The organism is Actinoplanes sp. NPDC049668, assembly GCF_044465445.1.
Classification (GTDB): Bacteria; Actinomycetota; Actinomycetes; order Mycobacteriales; family Micromonosporaceae; genus Actinoplanes.
On the sequence record NZ_JBITLR010000008.1, the window covers coordinates 98,038 to 117,435 of the forward strand.

A 19,398-nucleotide genomic window follows, 5' to 3' on the forward strand; every position below is an offset into this window, starting at 1 on the left:
CCTTCGGTTACGCGGCCTGCAGGCCCTCGGCCCGGGCCAGCTCGCGCAGCCGGCCGAGCGCCTGGATCTCGAGCTGGCGGATCCGCTCGCGGGAGAGCGAGAAGCGCGACGCCACCTCGGTCAGCGAGTGCTCGCGGCCGTCCTCGAGGCCGTACCGGGCGCGCATGATGCCCGCCGACCGGTCGTCGAGGTGGTTCAGCAGGCCCTCGATGCGCTGACGCTCCAGCGCGGTCAGGACGATCTCCTCCGGCGACGGAGCGTCGCTGTCGGCGACGAGGTCGCCGAGGTTCGTGTCGCCGTCGTCGCCCACCGGGGTGTCCAGCGACACGGTGTCCTGGGCCCAGCGGGTCAGCTCGGTGACGCGCTCGACCGTCACGCCCAGCGCGGCGGCGACCTGCGCCGGCTCCGGGTCGGCGCCGAGCTCGCGGACGAGCTGGCGGGTGACGTTGCGCATCCGGTTGACGTCCTCGACCAGGTGCACGGGCAGGCGCACGGTGCGCTCCTGCTGGGCGATCGCCCGGCTGATCGCCTGGCGGACCCACCACGTGGCGTAGGTCGAGAACTTGTAGCCGCGCTCGTAGTCGAACTTCTCGACGGCGCGGACGAGGCCGGTGTTGCCCTCCTGGATGAGGTCCAGCATCGGCATGCCCGAGCGCACGTAGCGACGCGCGATCGACACGACGAGTCGCAGGTTCGCGCGGATGAAGAGATCCTTCGCCCGCTTACCCTCGGTGGCCAGTCGCTCCAGTTCCTCCCGGCTCACGCCGCGACGGAGCTCGCCGCTGTCGAGCAGGTGCTCGGCGTAGAGCCCGGCCTCGATTGCCTTGGAGAGGTCGACCTCCCGGGCAGCATCCAACAGCGGCGTCCGGGAGATCTCGTGCAGGTAGACTCCGACGAGGTCGCGCTCCTCGGCGACCTGGTCGGTCCGCATCACGGTGTTCTTCTCCACGTTGCCCACGGTCCCCTCGTTGCCTTCACTAACCCTGTTACGGGCAATACCTGCGTCCATCAGCCTTCCCCGTAACGTCCGCTGCTCGTGCTTTGCGGTGCGGACACCTACATGAACAGAAGACGGCGTGTACTGATTCCGGCTGGTGGTTCGAAAGTGTCACGAATGTCTGAGTGTCACCTGAGAGCCGCATGCATACTTACTGAGGAAGGCCCTCTCAGAGGCATTCGGAGCCGCACCCGGCGTGGATGCGTCGATACGCGCAATACCCTCGCGCCTACTACATGACACCATCGGCCCCTCATTCGTCACAGCGACGGGCATCACGCGTCTCCCTGCGATGCTCGTCACTACCCAGTACGGCCGGGTAGCCAAATGGGTTCACATCCTGCATCGACAGGTTGTCGCCGGGCCTGAAGCAAATGCACACGGCAAAAGATCCCGCCGCTGCTCGGACCGGGACCAACTGCCACGATGCGCCACGACGAGCCGCAGTTCACTAGCCCGCGAGGGTGACACACGCATGGATGACGGCCGTTCGGTTCGGCCGCCGCGCCCTTCGGCCCATCCCCGCGATGGTGAGCAAAAACACACGGCTAACGTGAGCCCCATGGAGCGCAGCGTGCTGGTTACGGGTGGGGTCGGCGGGCTCGGTGAGGCCGTCGTCGAGGTCTTGCGGGATCAGAACTGGCGGGTCGTGGCCCCCGTCCGGGCCGGCTCGACCGGGCGGCTCCCCGAGGGCGTGATGGGAATCACGGCCGACCTGAGCGCGCCCGAGGACGTACGGGCGGCCGTGGCCGTCGCGGCGGGTGAGCCGGGCGCGCCGCTGCGCGCCGTGGTCAACCTGGTCGGCGGGTACGCGGGCGGCGGCCTCGTGCACGAGACGGCGATCGAGGACTTCGAGGCGGTCATCAGGGCCAACCTGCGCCCGACGTACCTGGTGACGGCGGCGGCGCTGCCGCACCTGGTGGACGCCGGCGGCGGCTCGGTGGTGTGCGTTTCGTCCCGCGCGGCCGTGGCCCCGTTCGCCGGCGCGGCCGGGTACGCGACCGCCAAGGCCGCGGTGCTCGCCTTCGCCAACGCCGTCGCGGTCGAGTATCGAAAGAGCGATGTGCGTTGCAACACAGTGCTGCCGAGCGTCATCGATACCCCCGCCAACCGGGCCGGCCAGCCGGACGCGGACTTCTCGCGCTGGGTGGCGCCGGCCGAGATCGCCCAGGTGATCGCCTTCCTGGCCGACGACGGGTCGAGGCCGATGAGCGGCGCGACGGTGCCCGTCTACGGCCGGGCCTGAGCGGGCCCTAAAACCCCTCGGCCAGCTGGTAGGTCAGCGCCGCCGCCGACGCCGCGAGCGTCGCGCCGGCCAGGAACAGCACGCGGGCGTGCGCCACGAGCGCCGCGGCCGGGCCACGGCGCTCGGCGGGCACCCGCGCCGGCGGGACCACCGCGGCCGGCGGCGGCGCGGTCAGGTGGCCGATGAGGGCCGCGGCCACCTCGTCCGGGGTCCCGTTCGCGTCGATCACCACGAAGTCGGGGCGCTCCGGCAGCGCCTCGTAGGCCGCCGACGCCGCCCGCAGGTACGCCAACTCCTCGTGGTCGTAGCCACGCCGCTCGATCCGGTCGTACGCGATCGCCGGGTCGACCGCGAGCAGGAACGTCACGTCCGGCTTCGGGAAGACCCGGTAGGCGAGCCGGGCCCGGCGCTCGGCGCGGTTGAGCCGGCCGGGGCGCGGGGTCTTGGCGTGCGCGCGGATGCTCGCGTACTGGCAGACCGCGTACCTGTCCATGATCGAGATCTCGCCGGTGATCCGGCGGCGCAGCAGGGTCCGCAGGATGGCGAGCCAGCGCAGCACGGACTCGACGAAGAGCATGGCCCGGCGGCCGAGCAGGTGCTCGCCGTCCGTGCGGCCCAGGGCGACGGCGAGCCGGCCGAACCAGCGGCGGCCGCCGGCGTTGCGCCGGTAGGTCGCGGGCAGGCCGCGGGCGGCCAACGCCGTGGCCAGCCGGTGCGCCTGGGTGGTCTTACCGGACCCGTCGATGCCGACGAGAGCGACCGTGCGCAGGCGTCCGCCGCCGGAACGGGACACCTGGAGGGAATCGGGGTCGGGGACCATATCCACCAACGGTACCTGTGGGAGTCACGGACGGTTCTGGCGTGGACGACGCTGTACTCGTACAAAATGGGTATTTTGGCCTTGGCACCGCGTGCTGCGCGGGTGTGAGGGGTCGACCGCTCGGGTAGTCGCTGGAGTGGCAAACACACACCGAGGACTCAGGGGGACGGCATGCCGCACCGGGTGGACCAGGGCCTGGTCAACACGCTCAAACGGGTGGCGTCGGTCCTGAAGCAGGCCGAGGTCCCGTTCGCACTCGGCGGTAGCTTCGCGGTGTACGCGCACGGCGGGCACTCCAGCGACCACGACGTCGACTTTCTCATCCGCGAGAAGGACAAGCCGCGTGCGCTCGAGGAGCTGTCCGCGGTCGGCTTCGAGGTGCAGCAGCCGCCCGAGGACTGGCTGGTCAAGGTCTACGACGAGGACCGGATGGTGGATCTGATCTACCGGCCGGTCGAGTCGCCGGTGACCGACGCGACCCTGCGCGACACCGTGATGCGCCCCGTCGAGGCGATCAACATGCCAGTGCTCTCGGCGACCCAGCTAATGATCCACAAGCTGCTCAGCTACACCCAGCACTACTGCGACTTCGCCACCGGACTGCCCGTCGCCCGCTCGCTGCGCGAGCAGATCGACTGGGACCGGGTACGCGCGGAGACCGTGAGATCACCGTACGCGGAGGCGTTCCTCGTCCTGCTGGACCGCCTAGACGTGGTCGCGCTACCGGGGGAAGCCGACCTGACAGTTGGGGGATGAGATGACACCACAGCTCGACGAGTACCTGGAGGCGGAGATCCAGCGCCTGCTCACCGAGAGCGGGGCGATCGCCGAACAGGGCATCACCCTGCAGCGCCGCGAACACGTGCTGGTGCTCGGCGGCGAGGTGGAGAGCCCGCAGCGCCGCGACGAGATCTGCCGACAGATCTCCGCGAAGTTCCCGGACGTGGAGATCGCCTGCGACATCGGCATCATCCGCGCCGCGGCACCCAGCGAGGTTGAGGAGATTTCATGATCCGGATCGCGGCGGTGGGCGACGTCCACGTGGACAAGGACGTGCTGGGCCGCTACCGGCCCGCGCTGGAGGAGCTGCCGGGCGTCGCGGACGCGCTGCTGATCGCCGGGGACCTGACCCGGCACGGCACGGTCGAGGAGGCCCGGTGCATGGCGACGGAGTTCGGCGACCTCGGCGTGCCGGTCGTCGTCGTGCTCGGCAACCACGACCACCAGAGTGACCAGGAGGCGCAGGTCACCGACGTGCTGCGGGACGCGGGCATGACCGTGCTCGAGGGCGACGGCATCGTGCTGGAGCTGCACGGGCACCGGCTCGGCATCGCCGGGGCCAAGGGCTTCGGCGGCGGCTTCGCCGGCGCCTGCGCCAGCAAGTTCGGCGAGCGGGAGATGAAGGACTTCGTCGGCACCACCGAGGCGAGCGCCGAGCGGCTCGGCGACGCGCTGCGCGGACTCGACTGCGACGCGCTGGTGGCGCTGACCCACTACTCCCCGGTGCCGGAGACCCTGGCCGGCGAGCCGCTGGAGATCTACCCGTTCCTGGGTTCGTACCTGCTCGGGCTGGCCATCGACTCGGCGCCGACCTCGCTGGCCCTGCACGGGCACGCGCACCACGGCGCCGAGCGCGGGCGTACGCCCGGCGGCGTGCCGGTCCGCAACGTGTCGCACCCCGTGATCAAACAGGCGTACAACGTGTACCAGCTGCTCTCCGGCGACGTCGACGCCGGCCTCGTTTCCGTCTGAGCCGGCAAGGTTTTCGATTCGAGCGGCCGGGGTACTCGATCAGCATGTCACTGTTGCTCTGGATCCTCGCAGTCATTCTCGTGGTCGCCGGCGTCCTCGCGCTCTTTCGGCGGCAGATCCTCTGGGGTGTCGTCCTGATCATCGTCGGGCTGCTTGTCGGTCCCGGCGGTGTCAGCATCTTCACCTGATCGGTAGCCAACTACTAACGACCCGGGGCTGCGCATTCGTTGCGGCCCCGGGTCTCTGCGTGTAGCGGGGCGCACACGACGTGCGATGCCCCACATCGGACCTATGGCTCAATCCACTGCGTCTTGTTCCCGACATTTCGCAAGGGTGTGACGCAGTGGCCGAGGTCCATCACTTCACCTACGGAGCCTTCAACCCGGTCGCGGCCTACCTGGTCGCGGTCCTGGGCTCCTTCCTCGGACTGCTGTCCACCGGCCGTGCCCGCAGCGCCCGTTCCCGCGGCCGCCGCAACCGCTGGCTGATCATCGCCGCGTTCGCGATCGGCGGGGCGGCCATCTGGCTCATGCACTTCACCGCGATGCTGGGCTTCGACGTGCCGGAGAGCCCGGTGCGTTACAACCCGCTGCTCACCATGGTCAGCCTCGGGCTGGCGGTGGTCGCCGTCGGCCTCGGCCTGCTGGTGGTCGGCCACGGCCGGCGCAGCGTCCTGAAGACCCTGCTGGCCGGCGTCCTGACCGGCGCCGGGGTGCTGGCGATGCACTACACCGGCATGATCGGCCTGCACGTGTCCGGCCGGATCCATTTCGACACCCCGCTGGTCGTGGCCTCCGGCGTCATCGCCGTCGCCGCGTGCACCGCCGCGCTGTGGTTCGCCGTCTCGGTACAGGGGTGGCGCCCGATGGTCGGCGCCGCCTCGATCATGGGCCTGGCCGTCTGCGGGATGCACTACACCGGGATGGCCGCGATGACCGTCGAGCTCAGCACCGAGGTATCCACCTCGGTGAGCGGCATCCGGCCGCTGCTGATGATCGTGCCGATCACCCTGATCAGCGCCGCCACGATCCTCGGCGTCGCGCTCAGCGCGCTGCAGGCGATGACCGAGGAGGAGTTCACCGAGGGCGACGGCAAGCCGCACCGCGGGATGCACGCCGAGAACCCCTGGTCGCTCAAGCAGGCGTCGATGTCGGCGATGCGGCGCGCGCCCGGCAGCCGCCCGTCGCCGGGCACGCGGCCCTCGCCGCGCCCGGTCCCGCCGCGGGCCAAGCCCCTCACGGAGGAGCCGCTGCTCGACGTGCCTTCCTGAGCGGCGCACACGGAGGGCCTCCGTCCGGTATACCTGTTCGGCATGGCGCCAAGGATGCTGCTTTCGATGCCGTTGCACGCGATCACCGAGGTCTACGGCGAGGCCGGGCTCCGCGAGCGGTTCGCCCTCGAGCTGGAGGAGCTGCCGGCCGGCGACCGGCGCCAGCTCGAGGAGGCGCTGGAGCTGGCGGCCCGGCTGCACGCCGAGGACCGCCGCGTCCGGGAGCCGTACCTCAACCATCTGCTGCGGGTGGCGATCCGGATCATGCGGTACTACGGGATCCACGACGTCGACGTGCTGACGGCGGCGCTGCTGCACGACGCCGTCGAGGACCATCCGGCGGAGCTGGCCGGCCTGCCCGAGACGCTCGGGCACCAGGTGCTGGCGGACGCCGCCGTCGCCGAGCTGGCCCGCCGGTTCAACCCCCGGACGGCCGAGCTGGTCCGCTCGGTCACCAATCCGGAGTACGACCCCGAGTACGACAAGCACGAGCAGTACCGGGCGCACGTCGCGGACAGCCTCGAGCGCGACCCGTGGGCCCGGGTCATCAAGGTGTCCGACTTCACCGACAACGGCGTCGGGGTCATACACACCACCTACGACAAGGCCCGCAGCTCCGCGATCAAGTACCGGCCGCTGGTGCCGAAGCTGCGCGAGCTGGTCGGTCGCCCGGACACCCCGCTCTCGGTCGCCGCCAAGGACCACATCCTGGACCAGCTCGATTTAGCGGAGGAGCGCTTCGCCGCGATTCTCGACGGATAGCGCGACTAGCCTGGGTGACATGCCCTCCCCTACAGACAACTGGTGGCGCAGCGCCGTCATCTACCAGATCTATCCGCGCTCCTTCGCCGACAGCGACGGCGACGGGATGGGCGATCTGCCGGGCATCACGGCGCGCCTGCGCGACCTGCGCGACCTCGGGGTGGACGCGGTCTGGCTCTCGCCGTTCTACCCGTCGCCGCAGCACGACGCCGGCTACGACGTAGCCGACTACCGCGCCGTCGATCCGCGCTTCGGCGACCTCGGCGACGCGGACAAGATGATCGGCGAGGCCCGCACGCTCGGGCTCAAGGTCATCATCGACCTGGTGCCCAACCACACCTCGAACGAGCACGCCTGGTTCCGGGCCGCGCTGGCCGCCGGGCCGGGCAGCCCGGAGCGGGAGGCATACATCTTCCGCGACGGGCGCGGACCGGACGGCGCCGAGCCGCCGAACGACTGGCACAGCGTCTTCGGCGGCCCGGCGTGGGAGCGCGTCGCCGACGGCCAGTGGTACCTGCACCTGTTCGACGTCTCCCAGCCCGACCTCAACTGGGGCAGCGGCAAGGTCCGCACCGAGTTCGAGGCGGTGCTGCGCTTCTGGCTCGACCGCGGCGTCGACGGCTTCCGGGTCGACGTGGCGCACGGCCTGATCAAGGACGCCACCCTGGCCGACTGGCAGTACGCCGGCGCGATCCTCGGCGGCCTCGCGCCCGAGGGCGCCCCGCCGCCGCCGATGTGGGACCAGGACGGCGTGCACGAGGTCTACCAGCGGTGGCGCGCGCTGCTCGACGAGTACCCCGGCGAGCGCATCCTGGTGGCCGAGGCCTGGGTGCAGCCGGCCGAGCGGCTGGCCCGGTACGTGCGCCCGGACGAGATGCACCAGGCCTTCAACTTCGAGTACCTGGACGCGCCCTGGTCCGCCGACCCGCTGCGCCGGATCATCGGCTCCACCATGGCGGCGAACGCCTCGGTCGGCGCGCCCACCACCTGGGTCCTCTCCAACCACGACGTGGTGCGTCACGCGACCCGGCTGGGCTACCCGGTCGGCGAGCCGCGCCGGCACGGCATCGGCATCGGCGACCCGCAGCCTGACGCCGGCCTCGGGCTGCGCCGGGCCCGGGCGGCCACGCTGCAGATGCTCGCGCTGCCCGGCTCCGCCTACCTCTACCAGGGCGAGGAGCTGGGGCTGCCGGAGGCGACCGAGATACCCGACGAGTTCCGCCAGGATCCGGCCTGGGAGCGGTCGGGGCACGCCGAGCGCGGCCGCGACGGCTGCCGGGTGCCGATCCCCTGGGAGGCCGACGCGCCCTCGTACGGCTTCGGCCCGTCGGACGCCAGCTGGCTGCCGCAGCCGGCGACCTGGGCCGAGTACGCCCTGGACCGCCAGCGGGGCGTCGCCGGCTCCACCTACGAGCTGTACCGCTCCGCGCTGCGCCTGCGTGCCGGGCACGGCCTCGGCACCGGGGCGCTGACCTGGGTGGACACCCCGGCCGACGTGCTGGCGTTCCGCAACGGCGACCTGCTGGTGCTGACCAACTACGGCGCGACGCCGGCCGAGCTGCCGCTCAGCGCCCGGGTGCAGCTGTCCAGCGAGCCGCTGACCGCCGACGGCCGCGTGCCACAGGACGTCACGGTGTGGGCGCAGGCCTGATCCGCGCCTGCGCCTCCTCCTTGGCCCGGTACTCGGCCAGGGCGGCGTGGGTGTCCGCCATGTCCCGGGCCACCGTCCGGCTGGCCAGCCAGTACATGACGCCGGTCGGCACGAAGAAGAACTGGAAGGCGGCCAGGCCGACGGCGTAGTTCAGCGGCGGTGGGAAGGCGCCGGACAGGCCCCGGAACGCCACCGCGATCAGCGCGTTGCCGCCGGCCCGGCCGAAGCCGTTGACCAGGTTGCCCAGGCTGTAGACGGTGCCGCGATGCTCCGGCGGGTTCACGTCCGCGATGAGCGCGAACCAGTTCGGCGAGTTCGCCGACGTGAGCGCGAGGGCGAAGATCGCGGTGGCCAGGCTGAGCCCGACGGTCGGCTCGGTGTAGACGTTGCGCAGGATCGCGCCCACCACGGCACCCGTACTGCCACCGTCCGGCACGTCGATGTGGAACGGGACGAAGAACAGCACCACGTAGAACGGCACCGCGGCCAGGACGCCGACGGCCGCGACCAGGGCCCGGCCCCGCGGCGTGCGGCGCTGCAGCCGGTCGCCGACCAGCCCGCCGAGGATCGACAGCGCGCCGCCCAGCTGGAACATCGTGGCGAAGACGCTGCCGACGATCACCGCGGTCGGCGCCGAGTAGCCCTGGTCCTCGGCGCGGGCCCGGAACAGCACCGGCAGCCAGACCAGCGAGCCGAAGGCGATCTGCGCGGAGAAGCCCTGCAGGATCAGCCAGATGTTGGTGCGCCGGCCCAGGATGCGCGGCAGGTCGTCGCGGTGGATCCGCTCCTCGTAGTGCACGCCCCGCAGCTCCGGCTGGCTGTCGCCGCGCGGGACGTCGTAGGTCAGCAGGTAGGCCAGGGTGGCGATCAGGCCCGCAACGGCGACGATCAGAAACGGCCGCCGCCAGTCGGTCGCGCCGAGCAGGCCGCCGACCAGCGTCCCGGCGAGCGTGCCGATGCCCTGCGACAGTCCCCAGAAGCTCATCACCAGGCCGCGGCGGCGCGGCGAGATCAGGTCGCTGACCACGGAGAAGCTGACGCTGGCCACGCCGCCCAGGCCGATCGCCGCGAACACCTGCGACAGCAGGAACGACGAGTAGCTGCCGGCCAGGCCGGACCAGGCGGTGCCGAGGACCCAGATCAGCGTGCCGGCGATCAGCACCGGCTTGCGGTTGGTGCGGTCGCCCGCGTACGCCCAGCCGATCGCCGCCACCGCGCTGATCAGGAACATCACCGTGGTGGCGAGCGCGATCCGCCCCTCGCCGACGTCGAACTCGTCGCCGATGCTGCCGTACAGCGGCGGCACGAGGTTGATCGCCACGTTGTCCAGGGACGCGAGGATGACGAAGACGACCACGCTGTACGCGCGATGTGCCGGTCCTCCCCGCAAGCTCACGCGGACGAGGTTAGCGGGATACCTTGTCGATCACCGCCTCCCGTGCCGAAGCGTATTGCTCCCGGATCAGCGGGACGCTCTCGTCCTCGTACACCTCGGGCGGTTCGGCGGACCACGCCGGCGGCGCCTCGCCGCCGAGGGCGACCCAGGCGGCCTGGCGGGCGGCACCGTCCGCGACGTACTCGCCGGGCGGCGGCACCAGCACCGGCAGGCCGAACAGCGCCGGCGCGATCCGGCGGACCGCCTCGCTGCGCGCGCCGCCGCCGACCAGCACGATGCGGTTGGCCGTCGCGCCGCGCGCCACCAGGGCGTCCAGCCCGTCGGCGAGCGCGCAGAGCATGCCCTCGACCGCCGCCCGGGCCAGGTGCGCTGGGTCCGAGGTGCGTAGCGTCAGCCCGTGAATGGCACCGGTGGCGTTCGGCCGGTTCGGGGTGCGCTCACCCTCCAGGTACGGGATCAGCACCAGGCCGTCCGCACCGGCGGGCGCGGACAGCGCGAGCCGGGACAGCTCCTCGTGGTCGACGCCGAGCAGCCGGGTCGCCGCGTCGAGCACCCGGGCCGCGTTGAGCGTGACGACGATGGGCAGGAACCGGCCGGTCGTGTCGGCGAAGCCGGAGACGGCACCGCTCGGATCGTCCGGCGCGACGTCGGAGGAGACGAAGACGGTGCCGGAGGTGCCGATGGAGATCACCACGTCGCCCGGCAGGGCGCCCGCGCCGAGGCCGGCCGCGGCGTTGTCGCCGGCGCCCGGCCCGAGCGGCGCGCCGTTGGGCAACGTGCCCGCGACGCCGGTCGGCCCGAGCACCTCCGGTACCCGGATCCGCCGGCCGAAGCCCAGCTCGAGCAGGTCGGGCCGGTACTGCTCGGCGGCGGCCGACCAGTAGAGGGTGCCGCTGGCGTCGCTGCGGTCGGTGCGCAGGCCGTCCAGGCCGTGCGCGCCGGACAGCTTCCAGGTCAGCCAGTCGTGCGGCAGGCAGACCGCCGCCACCCGGGCGGCGTTCTCCGGCTCGTTGCGGGCCAGCCACCGCAGCTTGGTCAGCGTGAAGCTGGCGACCGGGACGATGCCGACGGCGTCGACCCAGGCCCGGCGGCCCTTGTCGCCGCCGCCGAGCTCCTCGATCAGGTCGGCGGCGGCGCCGGCGCTGCGGGTGTCGTTCCACAGCAGCGCCGGGCGCACCACCTCGCCGGACTCGTCCAGGACCACCATGCCGTGCTGCTGGCCGGCGACGGACGCGGCGGCGACGTCGTCCAGGCCGCCGGCCTCGTCGATCGCCTGCCGCAGCGCGGTCCACCAGGCGTCGGGATGCACCTCCGTGCCGTCGGGGTGGCCGGCCCGCCCCTGCCGGACCAGCTTGCCGGTCTCGGCGTCACGGATGACGACCTTGCAGGACTGGGTGGAGGAGTCGATCCCGGCTACCAGTGTCATGGGATTCACCGTCCGTTCGGGTCAGTTCGCGCGCAGCAGGTGATCGATGGCGAGCTGGTGCAGCCGGACGAAGTGGTAGCCCTGCGCGCCGGCCGCGTCGACGTCGTAGTCCTCGAAGGACGCGCGGTCGTCGAGCAGGTCGGTGTAGGTCTCGCCGGGTGCCAGCGTCGGGGTGGAGAGCTCGAGGACCTTGCTGGCCGCGAGCGCCTCCTGCACCGCCGGGTCGGCGCGGAACGCCTGCGCCCGCTCCTTGAGCAGCAGGTACATCCGCATGTTGGCCTCGGCCGAATGCCAGACGCCGGTGTAGTCCTCGGTGCGCGAGGGCTTGTAGTCGAAGTGCCGGGGGCCGTCATAGGTGGGCCCGCCGCCGGGTCCGCCGTTCTCGAGCAGGTCGACCAGCGCGAACGCGTTGAGCAGGTCGCCGTGGCCGAAGACCAGGTCCTGGTCGAACTTGGGTCCGTGCTGGCCGTTCAGGTCGATGTGGAAGAGCTTGCCGTGCCACAGCGCCTGGGCGATGCCGTGCGCGAAGTTGAGGTTCGACATCTGCTCGTGGCCGACCTCGGGGTTGATGCCGAACAGCTCCGGGCGCTCGAGGTCGTGCACGAAGGCGATGGCGTGGCCGGCCGTCGGCAGCAGGATGTCGCCGCGGGGCTCGTTGGGCTTGGGCTCGATGGCGAAGCGCAGCCCGTAGCCGCGGTCCTCGGAGTACTGCGCGAGCAGGTTGAGCGCCTCGCGGTAGCGGTCGAGCGCGGCGTGGATGTCCTTGGCGGCGTCGTACTCGGCGCCCTCGCGGCCGCCCCAGAGCACCAGGGTCTTGGCGCCCAGCTCGGCCGCCAGGTCCATGTTGCGCAGCACCTTGCGCAGCGCGTAGCGCCGCACGCCGCGGTCGTTGCTGGTGAAGCCGCCGTCCTTGAAGACCGGGTGGGTGAACAGGTTGGTGGTCACCATCGGCACCACCAGGCCCGTCTCCTCAAGGGCCTTCTTGAAGGCGGCGATGATGCCGTCGCGGGTCTGCGCGTCGGAGCCGAACGGCACGAGGTCGTCGTCGTGGAACGTGATGCCGTAGGCGCCCAGCTCGGAGAGCTTGTGCACGGCCTCGATCGGGTCGAGCGGGCCCCGGGTGGCCTCGCCGAACGGGTCCCGGGCCTGCCATCCGACGGTCCAGAGACCGAAGGAGAACTTGTCGTCGCGGGTGGGCTGGACCGACACGGTTACCTCCACGTAACAGAGCTGATTTGTTTATTGGTTGAATTATTTGAGCGCGGTGTGGCATTGTCAAGGGCGTGACCGGCCGAATGATGAGTGCGACGGGTTCGCCGGTCCGGCAGTCGAGCGTGCGGGCCCATAATCTCGCGCTCGTTCTGCAAACCGTGGCGAACAGCACAGATCCGATATCTCGGGCATCGGTAGCCGGGGTTACCGGGCTGACCCGGGCCACGGTCTCCGCGCTCGTCGACGACCTCGTCACCGGCGCGCTGCTCACCGAGGTCGAGCCCGCGCCGCGCAGCGGCGCCGGCCGTCCCGCGGTCGGGCTGACCCTCGCCCCCGACGGCCCGGCCGGGCTCGGGTGCGAGATCAACGTCGACTACCGGGCCGCCTGCGTGGTCGACCTGGCCGGCACGCTCCGGCACCGCCTCGTCGAGGCGGGCGATCAGCGCCTGACCGATCCCGGCACCGCCCTCGCCGCGCTGGGCCGGCTCGCGGCCCGGGCGCGGGCGCTGGCCGAGGCGGACGGGCTCACCGTCGCCGGCGCGGCCCTAGCCGTGCCGGGCCTGGTCACCGCGGACGGCGTCGTCCGGATCGCGCCCAACCTCGGCTGGCAGGACGTCGCGGTCGGCGACCTGCTCGGCGACCTGCCGGTCGCGGTCGACAACGAGGCGAACCTGGCCGCCCTCAGCGAGCTCGGCACCGCCGACCCACCACGCGACTTCGTCTACATCTCCGGCGAGATCGGCATCGGCGCCGGCATCGTGCTGGACGGCGCGCTCTACCGCGGCACCCGGGGCTGGAGCGGCGAGATCGGCCACATCCCGATCAACCCCGACGGCCCGGCCTGCCGCTGCGGCGCCCGCGGCTGCCTCGAGCAGTACGCCGGGCAGGAGGCCGTGCTGCGGGCCGCCGGCGTGACCGGCGTCGAGGACCTGGCGCGCGCCGCGGCCGGCGGCGGAACCGCCGCGCTGAGCGCGCTGACCGCGGCCGGCGGGGCGCTGGGCACGGCGGTGGCCGCGGTGGTCAACCTGCTCGACGTGAAGACCATCGTGCTCGGCGGCAGCTACGCCTCGCTGCTGCCCTGGCTGCGCGAACCGATCGCGGCCGAGGCCGGCCGGCGGGTGCTCACCGCGGCCTGGTCGCCGGTGCTGCTGCGCGCCGCGACGTTCGGCCCCGACGCCGCGATGCGCGGCGCGGCGGGTTCGGTCATCCGCGGGCTGCTCGACAACCCCGCCGCGTGGCTCGCCCGCCGGCAGTGATCAGGCCGTACGGGCGGCGGTGTCGGGCTCGGCGGCCGCGGCGAACTCGGTCAGGCCGCGCACCAGCGCCGCGCGGCCCGCGGGGGTCATCCGCGCCAGCACGTCCGCGAGCAGCTCCCGGCGGGTGGCCCGCAGGCGCTCCAGGAACTCCCGCGACGACGGCGTCAGATACAACGCGATCTCCCGCCGATCGGCCCGGCCCGGCACCCGCTCGACCAGGCCGGAGGCGACCAGGCGGTCGCAGAGCCGGCTCGCCGAGGAGAGAATCATCTTGAGCTGTCCGGCCAGGCCGCGCAGGTTGACGCCCGGCTCGCGCTCGATCACCAGCAGGGCGTTCAGCTGGGAGGAGGAGAGCCGGGGTGTCATCCGCTCGCGGGCGGCGTCCCACGCGGCCAGCAGGACGGGCGCGGCGTCGTCGACCGCCGCGGCACGCATCGGGTCCGGCCCCGCCGGCCCGTGGTGTTCGGCCATGGTGCAGCAGAGACTACCCGTGATACCCAGACTGTCGAGGTGGTGAAGCTTGTCCGACCGACTGATCGCCGCGCGGCGCGCACTGACCGACGCGCCGGCCGACCGCATCGTCGAATGCCTGGCCGAGGCGCTGGCGCGGGACTACGCCGTCGACATCGAGCTGCTGCTCGTCGACTACCGCCTGGCCGCCCTGCTGCCGCTGACCGGCGGCCCGCCGGTGCGCAAACCCGGCGAACCGGCCTGGCGCTCGTTCGACCACCAGTCCGAGGTCCGGGACGGCGAGTTCGGCTACCTTCCGGTGACCGGGCGCGGTGAGCGCATGGGCGTGCTGCGCTGCCACCCCGGCGCCGACTCGGCGGAAGCCCGGGGTGAGCTCGCCGAGATCGCCACGCTGCTCGCGCACGAGCTGCAGGCGGCGGCCGCCGGCACCGACCGGTACACGGCCGCGGCCCGCACCACCCGGCTCACGCTGGCCGCGGAGATGCAGTGGGAGCTGCTGCCGGGGCGCAGCCGGACCGGGCCGTCGTTCAGCCTGGCCGGCCAGCTCGAGCCCTCGTACGCGGTCCGCGGCGACAGCTTCGACTGGGCGGAGCAGGACGGCCGGCTCTACCTGAGCGTGCTCAACGGCCACGGCGAGGGCACCAGCGCCGCGCTGCTCACCTCGCTGGCCACGTACGCGCTGCGCAACGCCCGCCGCGCCGGGCTGCCGCTGGCCGACCAGGCCTCCCTGGCCGACCAGGCGGTCTTCGCGCAGCACCGGGGCGACCGGTACGTGGAGACGCTGATGCTGGAGCTGGACCTGAACTCCGGCGAGCTGCTGGCGGTCGACGCGGGATCGCCGCGGATGCTGCTGCTGCGCGACCGCGAGGTCCTGGACCAGCCGCTCGAGCAACAGTTCCCGCTCGGCATGTTCGAGTCCTCGGAGTACGTGCCGCAGTCCCTCGCCCTGCGCACCGGTGACCGGCTCCTCATCGTCAGCGACGGCGTGTTCGACGCCGCGACGGGCACCAGCCGCTACGGCGAGGCCGCCCTGCACCGCTTCGTGCGGCGGGCCGGGTCGCTCGCTCCCCTGCAGGCGGTGCGCTCGCTGCTCGGCGACCTGCGGGCGTTCGTCGGCGGCGACCTCGAGGACGACGCGGTGGCCGTCTGCCTGGACGTGAATTGAAACGGCCGCCGGACCCTGAGGGATCCGGCGGCCGTCTACGGCGTTGCGAGCGTCAGCGCGCGGCACCCGCGCGGGCCGAGATCGCCTCGAGGAAGATCTCACCGATCTTCGCCGGGTCCTGGGCGATGAAGACGCCGCCCGAGCTCGTGGCGTCGGTGATGATCTCGAGCTCGTTGCGGTCGACACCGGGCCCGATGCCGATGATGACCATGCGCACCGGGCGCTTCGGGTCGGCGAGCTTCTTCAGCTCGGTGACCAGGGTCTTCTGGCTGATGCCGTCCTTGTTCTCGTTCTGCCCGTCGGTGAAGAGCAGCACCGAGTTGACCCGGCCGGCCTGCCAGCTGTCCTGCACGTTCTTGTACGCGGCCAGCGCGGTGTCGTAGAGACCCGTGCCGCCGCCCCGCTTCGGCCTGATCTGCGCGATCGACGCCTGGATTTCGGACCGCTTGGACGTGAGCGGGCTGATGGGCACGATCTGCTTCCAGGGCCGCTTGCCGACCATCTCGGTCGAGAAGAGCCAGACGCCGACCGCCCACTTGTCGTCGAAGAGCGCGAGGCCCTGCGACGCCGCGGCGCGGGTCACCGTGGCACGGTCCACGTTGCCGGCCGTCGGCACCTCGTCGAGCATCGAGCCCGACACGTCGAAGACGGCGAGCGCGCGGCCCGGCAGGGTGATGGCGGCCCAGCTGCCCAGCACCTGGTTGATCGCGCCGGCGTCGAGGCCCGCCGCGGCGGTGCCCTCGGTGCCGCCGCCGGTCGCCGGCGCCTCGGCGGGCGGGCTGGCCTGCGGCGCGCCGACCGGCCCGGAGAAGCCGGCGCCGACCGTGCCGTCGGGGCCACGCAGGCCGACCGAGGCCAGCTGGTCCTTGAAGGCCGGCCGCTGCAGCGCCTCGCGCAGCCCGGTGGCGGCCGCGGACCTGGTCAGGTCGACCTCGGGCATGACCGCGAACGGGTAGTCCAGCGACGGGGTCGCGTCGAGGTAGAGCGCGGCGAGCTTCACCTGCGGACGCTCCGCGTTGTACGCGATCACGTCCTCCTCGGACAGCGGCGCGGCACTCACGGCGCTGGCGAGGTCGGCCGCGTCGAGCGACCGCGGGAACTTCTGCATGAGGTCGTCGCGCAGCGAGGAGCTGCCCGCGGCCAGGGCGCGCAGCGCACCGACCTGGGTCGCCTTCGCCTCGGGACCGGTGCCGGCGGCGGCGCCCAGCGCGAGCAGGCCGGCGAGACCGGCCGAGTCGCGGGTCGGATCGACCATGCCGGTCCGCAGCGAGTTGCCGGTGGTCATCTTCTGGAGAAGATCCCGCCAGGACAGCTTCTTGTCGGGCCAGCCGACCTGCTGCGCGATGGGCTCGGGCATGGCGACCACGACGGGGCTCTTCGCGATCGACTTGCCGTCGGTCGGCACGAAGCCGGAAGCCTCCGACCGCAGGCGCAGCAGCCAAGTCGACGAGTCCGAGATCCACACGTCCGGCAGGACGGCGGACTTGCCGCCGGAGCCGATACCGGTGAGGGATACGCCGTGCTTGGCCGCGATTGCCGAGGCCGTGGTGGCGGGGTTGACGCCGGACACGCTCACGGCGACACAGGTTCCGTTGACGTTGGCACCGCCGGCTGTCCACTGCTGGGCAGCTTGTTCCACGGCGGGAGCGATCTCGGTGGCGGCTGCAACGGTCAGCTTGATCTGACCTGTGCACCCGGCATCAGCGAGACTCTGATAGCCGAGCCAGGAACCGGCGAGGACGACCACGATCGCCATCGCAGATGCGACGACGCCGGCTCCCCTGAGATTGATGTTTCTGCGATGGCGGCCTGACACGCGCTCCATACTGCGCATCTCCGGACCTGAATGCCATATACGTTCGGACGAAACTTACTCGGATTGGAAATTCCAGTTACCTAATTCACTTTGTGTAACGAAGCACATCCAAGGCGTGTGCGGATCTTGGCGGGATATGCCAGTTTTCGACCATTAGCGCCCCTCGGCGCCCCCGTCCGCTATCGGTCACCTACTGACCTGGATACCGCTCCAGCGCAACAGGCACGTCGGACTGCCTTCGCCCACCGGCTCGCCCTGCGACTGCGGAACGCCGGTGTTCGGGTCGATGCGGAAGATCGTGACGTTGTGTGAGCGCTCGTTCGCTACATAGAGATGGTCGCCGAGCAGGGCGATATGCCGCGGCCAGACGCCGCCGGCGGCGACCTCGGCGACCAGCGTGCCGCCCTCGGGCTCCCAGGCGAAGACGGAGACGGTGTCCGGGCCGCGGTTGGCCACGTAGACGAAGCGCCCGTCGCGACCGGCGGTCAGCTCCGACGGGTGGTTCGGCTTCGCGGCGCTCGTCGCCGCGCCGCCGGCCTGCCGCAGGCCGCCGTCGGCCGGGTCCGGGCGGAACCAGGTGAGCTCGCCGGCCAGCTCGCCGACCAGCAGCAGCGCGCCGTCGGAGCTGCGCAGCAGGTGGCGCGGGCCGGTGCCGGGCGTCGCGACGACGGCCGGGCCGGCCAGGACCAGCCGGCCGGAGACCGGGTCGAGGCGGGCCCGCCACACCCGGTCCGAGCCGAGATCGGAGATCAGCACGTCCGGGCCGTTCGGATCCGGCGCGACCATGTGCGGGTGCGGGCCCTCCTGGCGGTCCGCGACCGGGCCCCGGCCCTGCAGGTGGAGCAGGTCGCAGTGCTCACCCGGTACGCCGTCGGCGTCGAGCGGGAACACCGCGACGCTGCCGCCGGCGTAGTTGGTCACCAGCAGGTGCCGGGCGTCGGAGCTGACGGCGAGGTGGCACGGCGCCGCGCCGCCGGTCGAGCGCACCGCCAGCGGGGTCAGCGAGGCATCGGGTCCGATCGCGAACGCGCTCACCTTGCCGGCGTCCAGCTCGTTGGCCGCGTACAGCACCGGCAGCCGCGGGTGCAGGGCCAGGAAGGACGGCGAGGGAGTGCGGGCGACGACGCCCAGCCGGGTCAGGTCGCCGGTGGCCGGATCGCGGCGCAGCAGGGCGATGCCCTCGCCCTCGCCGCCGCTCTCCCCCGTGTAGCAGCCGACGAAGACGTATTCATCGTTCGCGCCCATGCCCCGATCCAACCACGCGGCAGCGGCAGCCGCGCGGACCCCCGTCACACCCCGCGCGACCGCCGCCAGCGGCCTGATCAGTTATTCAACAGCTCGTACGCGGCCTCAGTGGCCTTCTGCTGCTGATCGGCCGCGGGTGCCGTCGGCGCCTGCGCCTTGCCGAAGTCGGTGTAGGTCACCTCGTACCTGGAGGCCTTGAACTTCCCGGCCGCCGGAATCTTCACGACCGCGGAGACCAGCCGGCCCTGGCCGTCGACGGTTGCCTCGAACGGCACCGCCCTGGCCCGCGCGCCGAGCGCCGCGAGCCGGTCCGGCTCGACGATCTCGAGATCGCCCTGCCGGGTGAGGTCGGTGGTACCGGCGAACTCGCCCGCACCGGTCTGCCGGACCTCGACCGCCGACCGGAGCACGGCGCCGGCCTCGCCCGGGTCCGTATCCGCGTCGTAGCCGAGCGGGATGTCGTCCTTGTTCTCGATCCGCGCCGGGTCGATCAGCATCCACTTCTTCGGCAGCTTCGGCAGCCCGACGAGGCCCTCGGCGTCGGTGAACTTCATCCTGATCCAGGTCTGCTCCTCGACGACCAGGAAGTCGGAGTGCAGCGTGAAGCCGAACTCCGGCTCCCGGTAGCGCAGGTCGATCCGGTAGCTGTGCCGGGCGCCGTCGAAGGCCCCGGACGCCGACATCCCGCCGCCCTTGGTGGCGAAGCGGAAGCTGCCGGTGCCGGCGTCCGGCAGCGACTTGAGCAGCGCCTCCCGTGGTGGGAGCGGCGCCGGCGAGGCGGACGCGGCCGGGTCCGGTGCGGACTCGGCGAGGCAGCCGCCGGTGGCGGCGGCGAAGGCGGCGACAAGGGCGGCGAAGGCGGCCGGCCGAGCCTTGCGAAGATTCATCGGCTCATCGCTTTCTCAACGCGGCG

At 72.1% G+C, this 19,398-nt stretch carries 19 protein-coding genes; 10 read left to right on the forward strand and 9 right to left on the reverse strand.

Annotated elements, in window-relative coordinates; genetic code table 11:
• Positions 1–7 precede the first annotated feature (7 nt).
• Positions 8–1,009, reverse strand: a complete 1,002-nt coding sequence (locus ACIBSW_RS31390) for a sigma-70 family RNA polymerase sigma factor (RefSeq protein WP_354719606.1) — start codon at positions 1,007–1,009, stop codon at positions 8–10.
• A 550-nt stretch (positions 1,010–1,559) separates the two neighbouring features.
• Between ACIBSW_RS31390 and ACIBSW_RS31395 the strand changes: the two genes are divergently transcribed.
• Positions 1,560–2,243 carry an SDR family NAD(P)-dependent oxidoreductase gene (locus tag ACIBSW_RS31395; protein ID WP_354719604.1) on the forward strand — a complete coding sequence of 228 codons (684 nt, stop codon included), beginning with the start codon at positions 1,560–1,562 and terminating at the stop codon, positions 2,241–2,243.
• Between the two features lie 7 nt (positions 2,244–2,250).
• Here ACIBSW_RS31395 and ACIBSW_RS31400 read toward each other — a convergent pair whose 3' ends face one another.
• Positions 2,251–3,063 (reverse strand): dTMP kinase, encoded by an 813-nt coding sequence (locus tag ACIBSW_RS31400; protein WP_354719602.1) that lies wholly within the window; start codon positions 3,061–3,063, stop codon positions 2,251–2,253.
• A 171-nt stretch (positions 3,064–3,234) separates the two neighbouring features.
• On the opposite strand from ACIBSW_RS31400, the gene ACIBSW_RS31405 reads away from it, so the two are divergent.
• From ACIBSW_RS31405 to ACIBSW_RS31435, 7 genes are all read left to right on the forward strand, one after another.
• Positions 3,235–3,819 carry a nucleotidyltransferase family protein gene (locus tag ACIBSW_RS31405; RefSeq protein WP_354719600.1) on the forward strand — a complete coding sequence of 195 codons (585 nt, stop codon included), beginning with the start codon at positions 3,235–3,237 and terminating at the stop codon, positions 3,817–3,819.
• A 1-nt stretch (position 3,820) separates the two neighbouring features.
• Entirely contained in the window at positions 3,821–4,075 is a 255-nt protein-coding gene (locus ACIBSW_RS31410; protein WP_354719598.1) for a hypothetical protein, read from the forward strand.
• Positions 4,072–4,815 (forward strand): metallophosphoesterase, encoded by a 744-nt coding sequence (locus ACIBSW_RS31415; RefSeq protein ID WP_354719596.1) that lies wholly within the window; start codon positions 4,072–4,074, stop codon positions 4,813–4,815. Before ACIBSW_RS31410 ends, ACIBSW_RS31415 begins: the two co-directional genes overlap by 4 nt.
• A gap of 44 nt (positions 4,816–4,859) precedes the next feature.
• Positions 4,860–5,003 (forward strand): GPGG-motif small membrane protein, encoded by a 144-nt coding sequence (locus tag ACIBSW_RS31420; RefSeq protein WP_184997106.1) that lies wholly within the window; start codon positions 4,860–4,862, stop codon positions 5,001–5,003.
• A 155-nt stretch (positions 5,004–5,158) separates the two neighbouring features.
• Entirely contained in the window at positions 5,159–6,085 is a 927-nt protein-coding gene (locus ACIBSW_RS31425) for an MHYT domain-containing protein (RefSeq protein ID WP_354719593.1), read from the forward strand.
• A 66-nt stretch (positions 6,086–6,151) separates the two neighbouring features.
• On the forward strand, positions 6,152–6,847 hold the full coding sequence (locus ACIBSW_RS31430; protein WP_354719592.1) for an HD domain-containing protein: 696 nt from the start codon (positions 6,152–6,154) through the stop codon (positions 6,845–6,847).
• A 19-nt stretch (positions 6,848–6,866) separates the two neighbouring features.
• Positions 6,867–8,498 carry a glycoside hydrolase family 13 protein gene (locus ACIBSW_RS31435; RefSeq protein ID WP_354719590.1) on the forward strand — a complete coding sequence of 544 codons (1,632 nt, stop codon included), beginning with the start codon at positions 6,867–6,869 and terminating at the stop codon, positions 8,496–8,498.
• Here the strand turns inward: ACIBSW_RS31435 and ACIBSW_RS31440 are convergent.
• The 3 genes from ACIBSW_RS31440 to xylA are packed head-to-tail and all read right to left on the reverse strand — an operon-like array spanning position 8,476 to position 12,529.
• Positions 8,476–9,894, reverse strand: coding sequence for an MFS transporter (locus tag ACIBSW_RS31440; protein WP_354719588.1), 1,419 nt, complete (start codon positions 9,892–9,894; stop codon positions 8,476–8,478). The two genes, ACIBSW_RS31435 and ACIBSW_RS31440, sit on opposite strands and share 23 nt — an antisense overlap.
• 10 nt (positions 9,895–9,904) lie before the next feature.
• Entirely contained in the window at positions 9,905–11,320 is a 1,416-nt protein-coding gene (gene xylB, locus ACIBSW_RS31445; RefSeq protein WP_354719586.1) for a xylulokinase, read from the reverse strand.
• 21 nt (positions 11,321–11,341) lie between these two features.
• Entirely contained in the window at positions 11,342–12,529 is a 1,188-nt protein-coding gene (gene xylA, locus ACIBSW_RS31450; RefSeq protein WP_354719585.1) for a xylose isomerase, read from the reverse strand.
• A gap of 89 nt (positions 12,530–12,618) precedes the next feature.
• Between xylA and ACIBSW_RS31455 the strand changes: the two genes are divergently transcribed.
• A complete protein-coding gene (locus ACIBSW_RS31455) occupies positions 12,619–13,788 on the forward strand; it encodes an ROK family protein (RefSeq protein ID WP_354719772.1) in 1,170 nt (389 codons plus the stop codon).
• Here ACIBSW_RS31455 and ACIBSW_RS31460 read toward each other — a convergent pair whose 3' ends face one another.
• Positions 13,789–14,259: a MarR family transcriptional regulator gene (locus ACIBSW_RS31460; protein WP_354719583.1), complete on the reverse strand. Its 471-nt coding sequence runs from the start codon at positions 14,257–14,259 to the stop codon at positions 13,789–13,791.
• Between the two features lie 49 nt (positions 14,260–14,308).
• Between ACIBSW_RS31460 and ACIBSW_RS31465 the strand changes: the two genes are divergently transcribed.
• Entirely contained in the window at positions 14,309–15,424 is a 1,116-nt protein-coding gene (locus ACIBSW_RS31465) for a PP2C family protein-serine/threonine phosphatase (protein WP_354719581.1), read from the forward strand.
• A 52-nt stretch (positions 15,425–15,476) separates the two neighbouring features.
• On the opposite strand, the gene ACIBSW_RS31470 is transcribed toward ACIBSW_RS31465, so the two are convergent.
• The 3 genes from ACIBSW_RS31470 to ACIBSW_RS31480 form a co-directional block, all read right to left on the reverse strand.
• Positions 15,477–17,180, reverse strand: a complete 1,704-nt coding sequence (locus ACIBSW_RS31470; RefSeq protein ID WP_354719579.1) for a substrate-binding domain-containing protein — start codon at positions 17,178–17,180, stop codon at positions 15,477–15,479.
• A 246-nt stretch (positions 17,181–17,426) separates the two neighbouring features.
• Positions 17,427–18,485 (reverse strand): lactonase family protein, encoded by a 1,059-nt coding sequence (locus tag ACIBSW_RS31475; RefSeq protein ID WP_354719578.1) that lies wholly within the window; start codon positions 18,483–18,485, stop codon positions 17,427–17,429.
• Positions 18,486–18,562: 77 nt separating this feature from the next.
• Entirely contained in the window at positions 18,563–19,372 is an 810-nt protein-coding gene (locus ACIBSW_RS31480; RefSeq protein WP_354719576.1) for a hypothetical protein, read from the reverse strand.
• Positions 19,373–19,398: the final 26 nt, after the last annotated feature.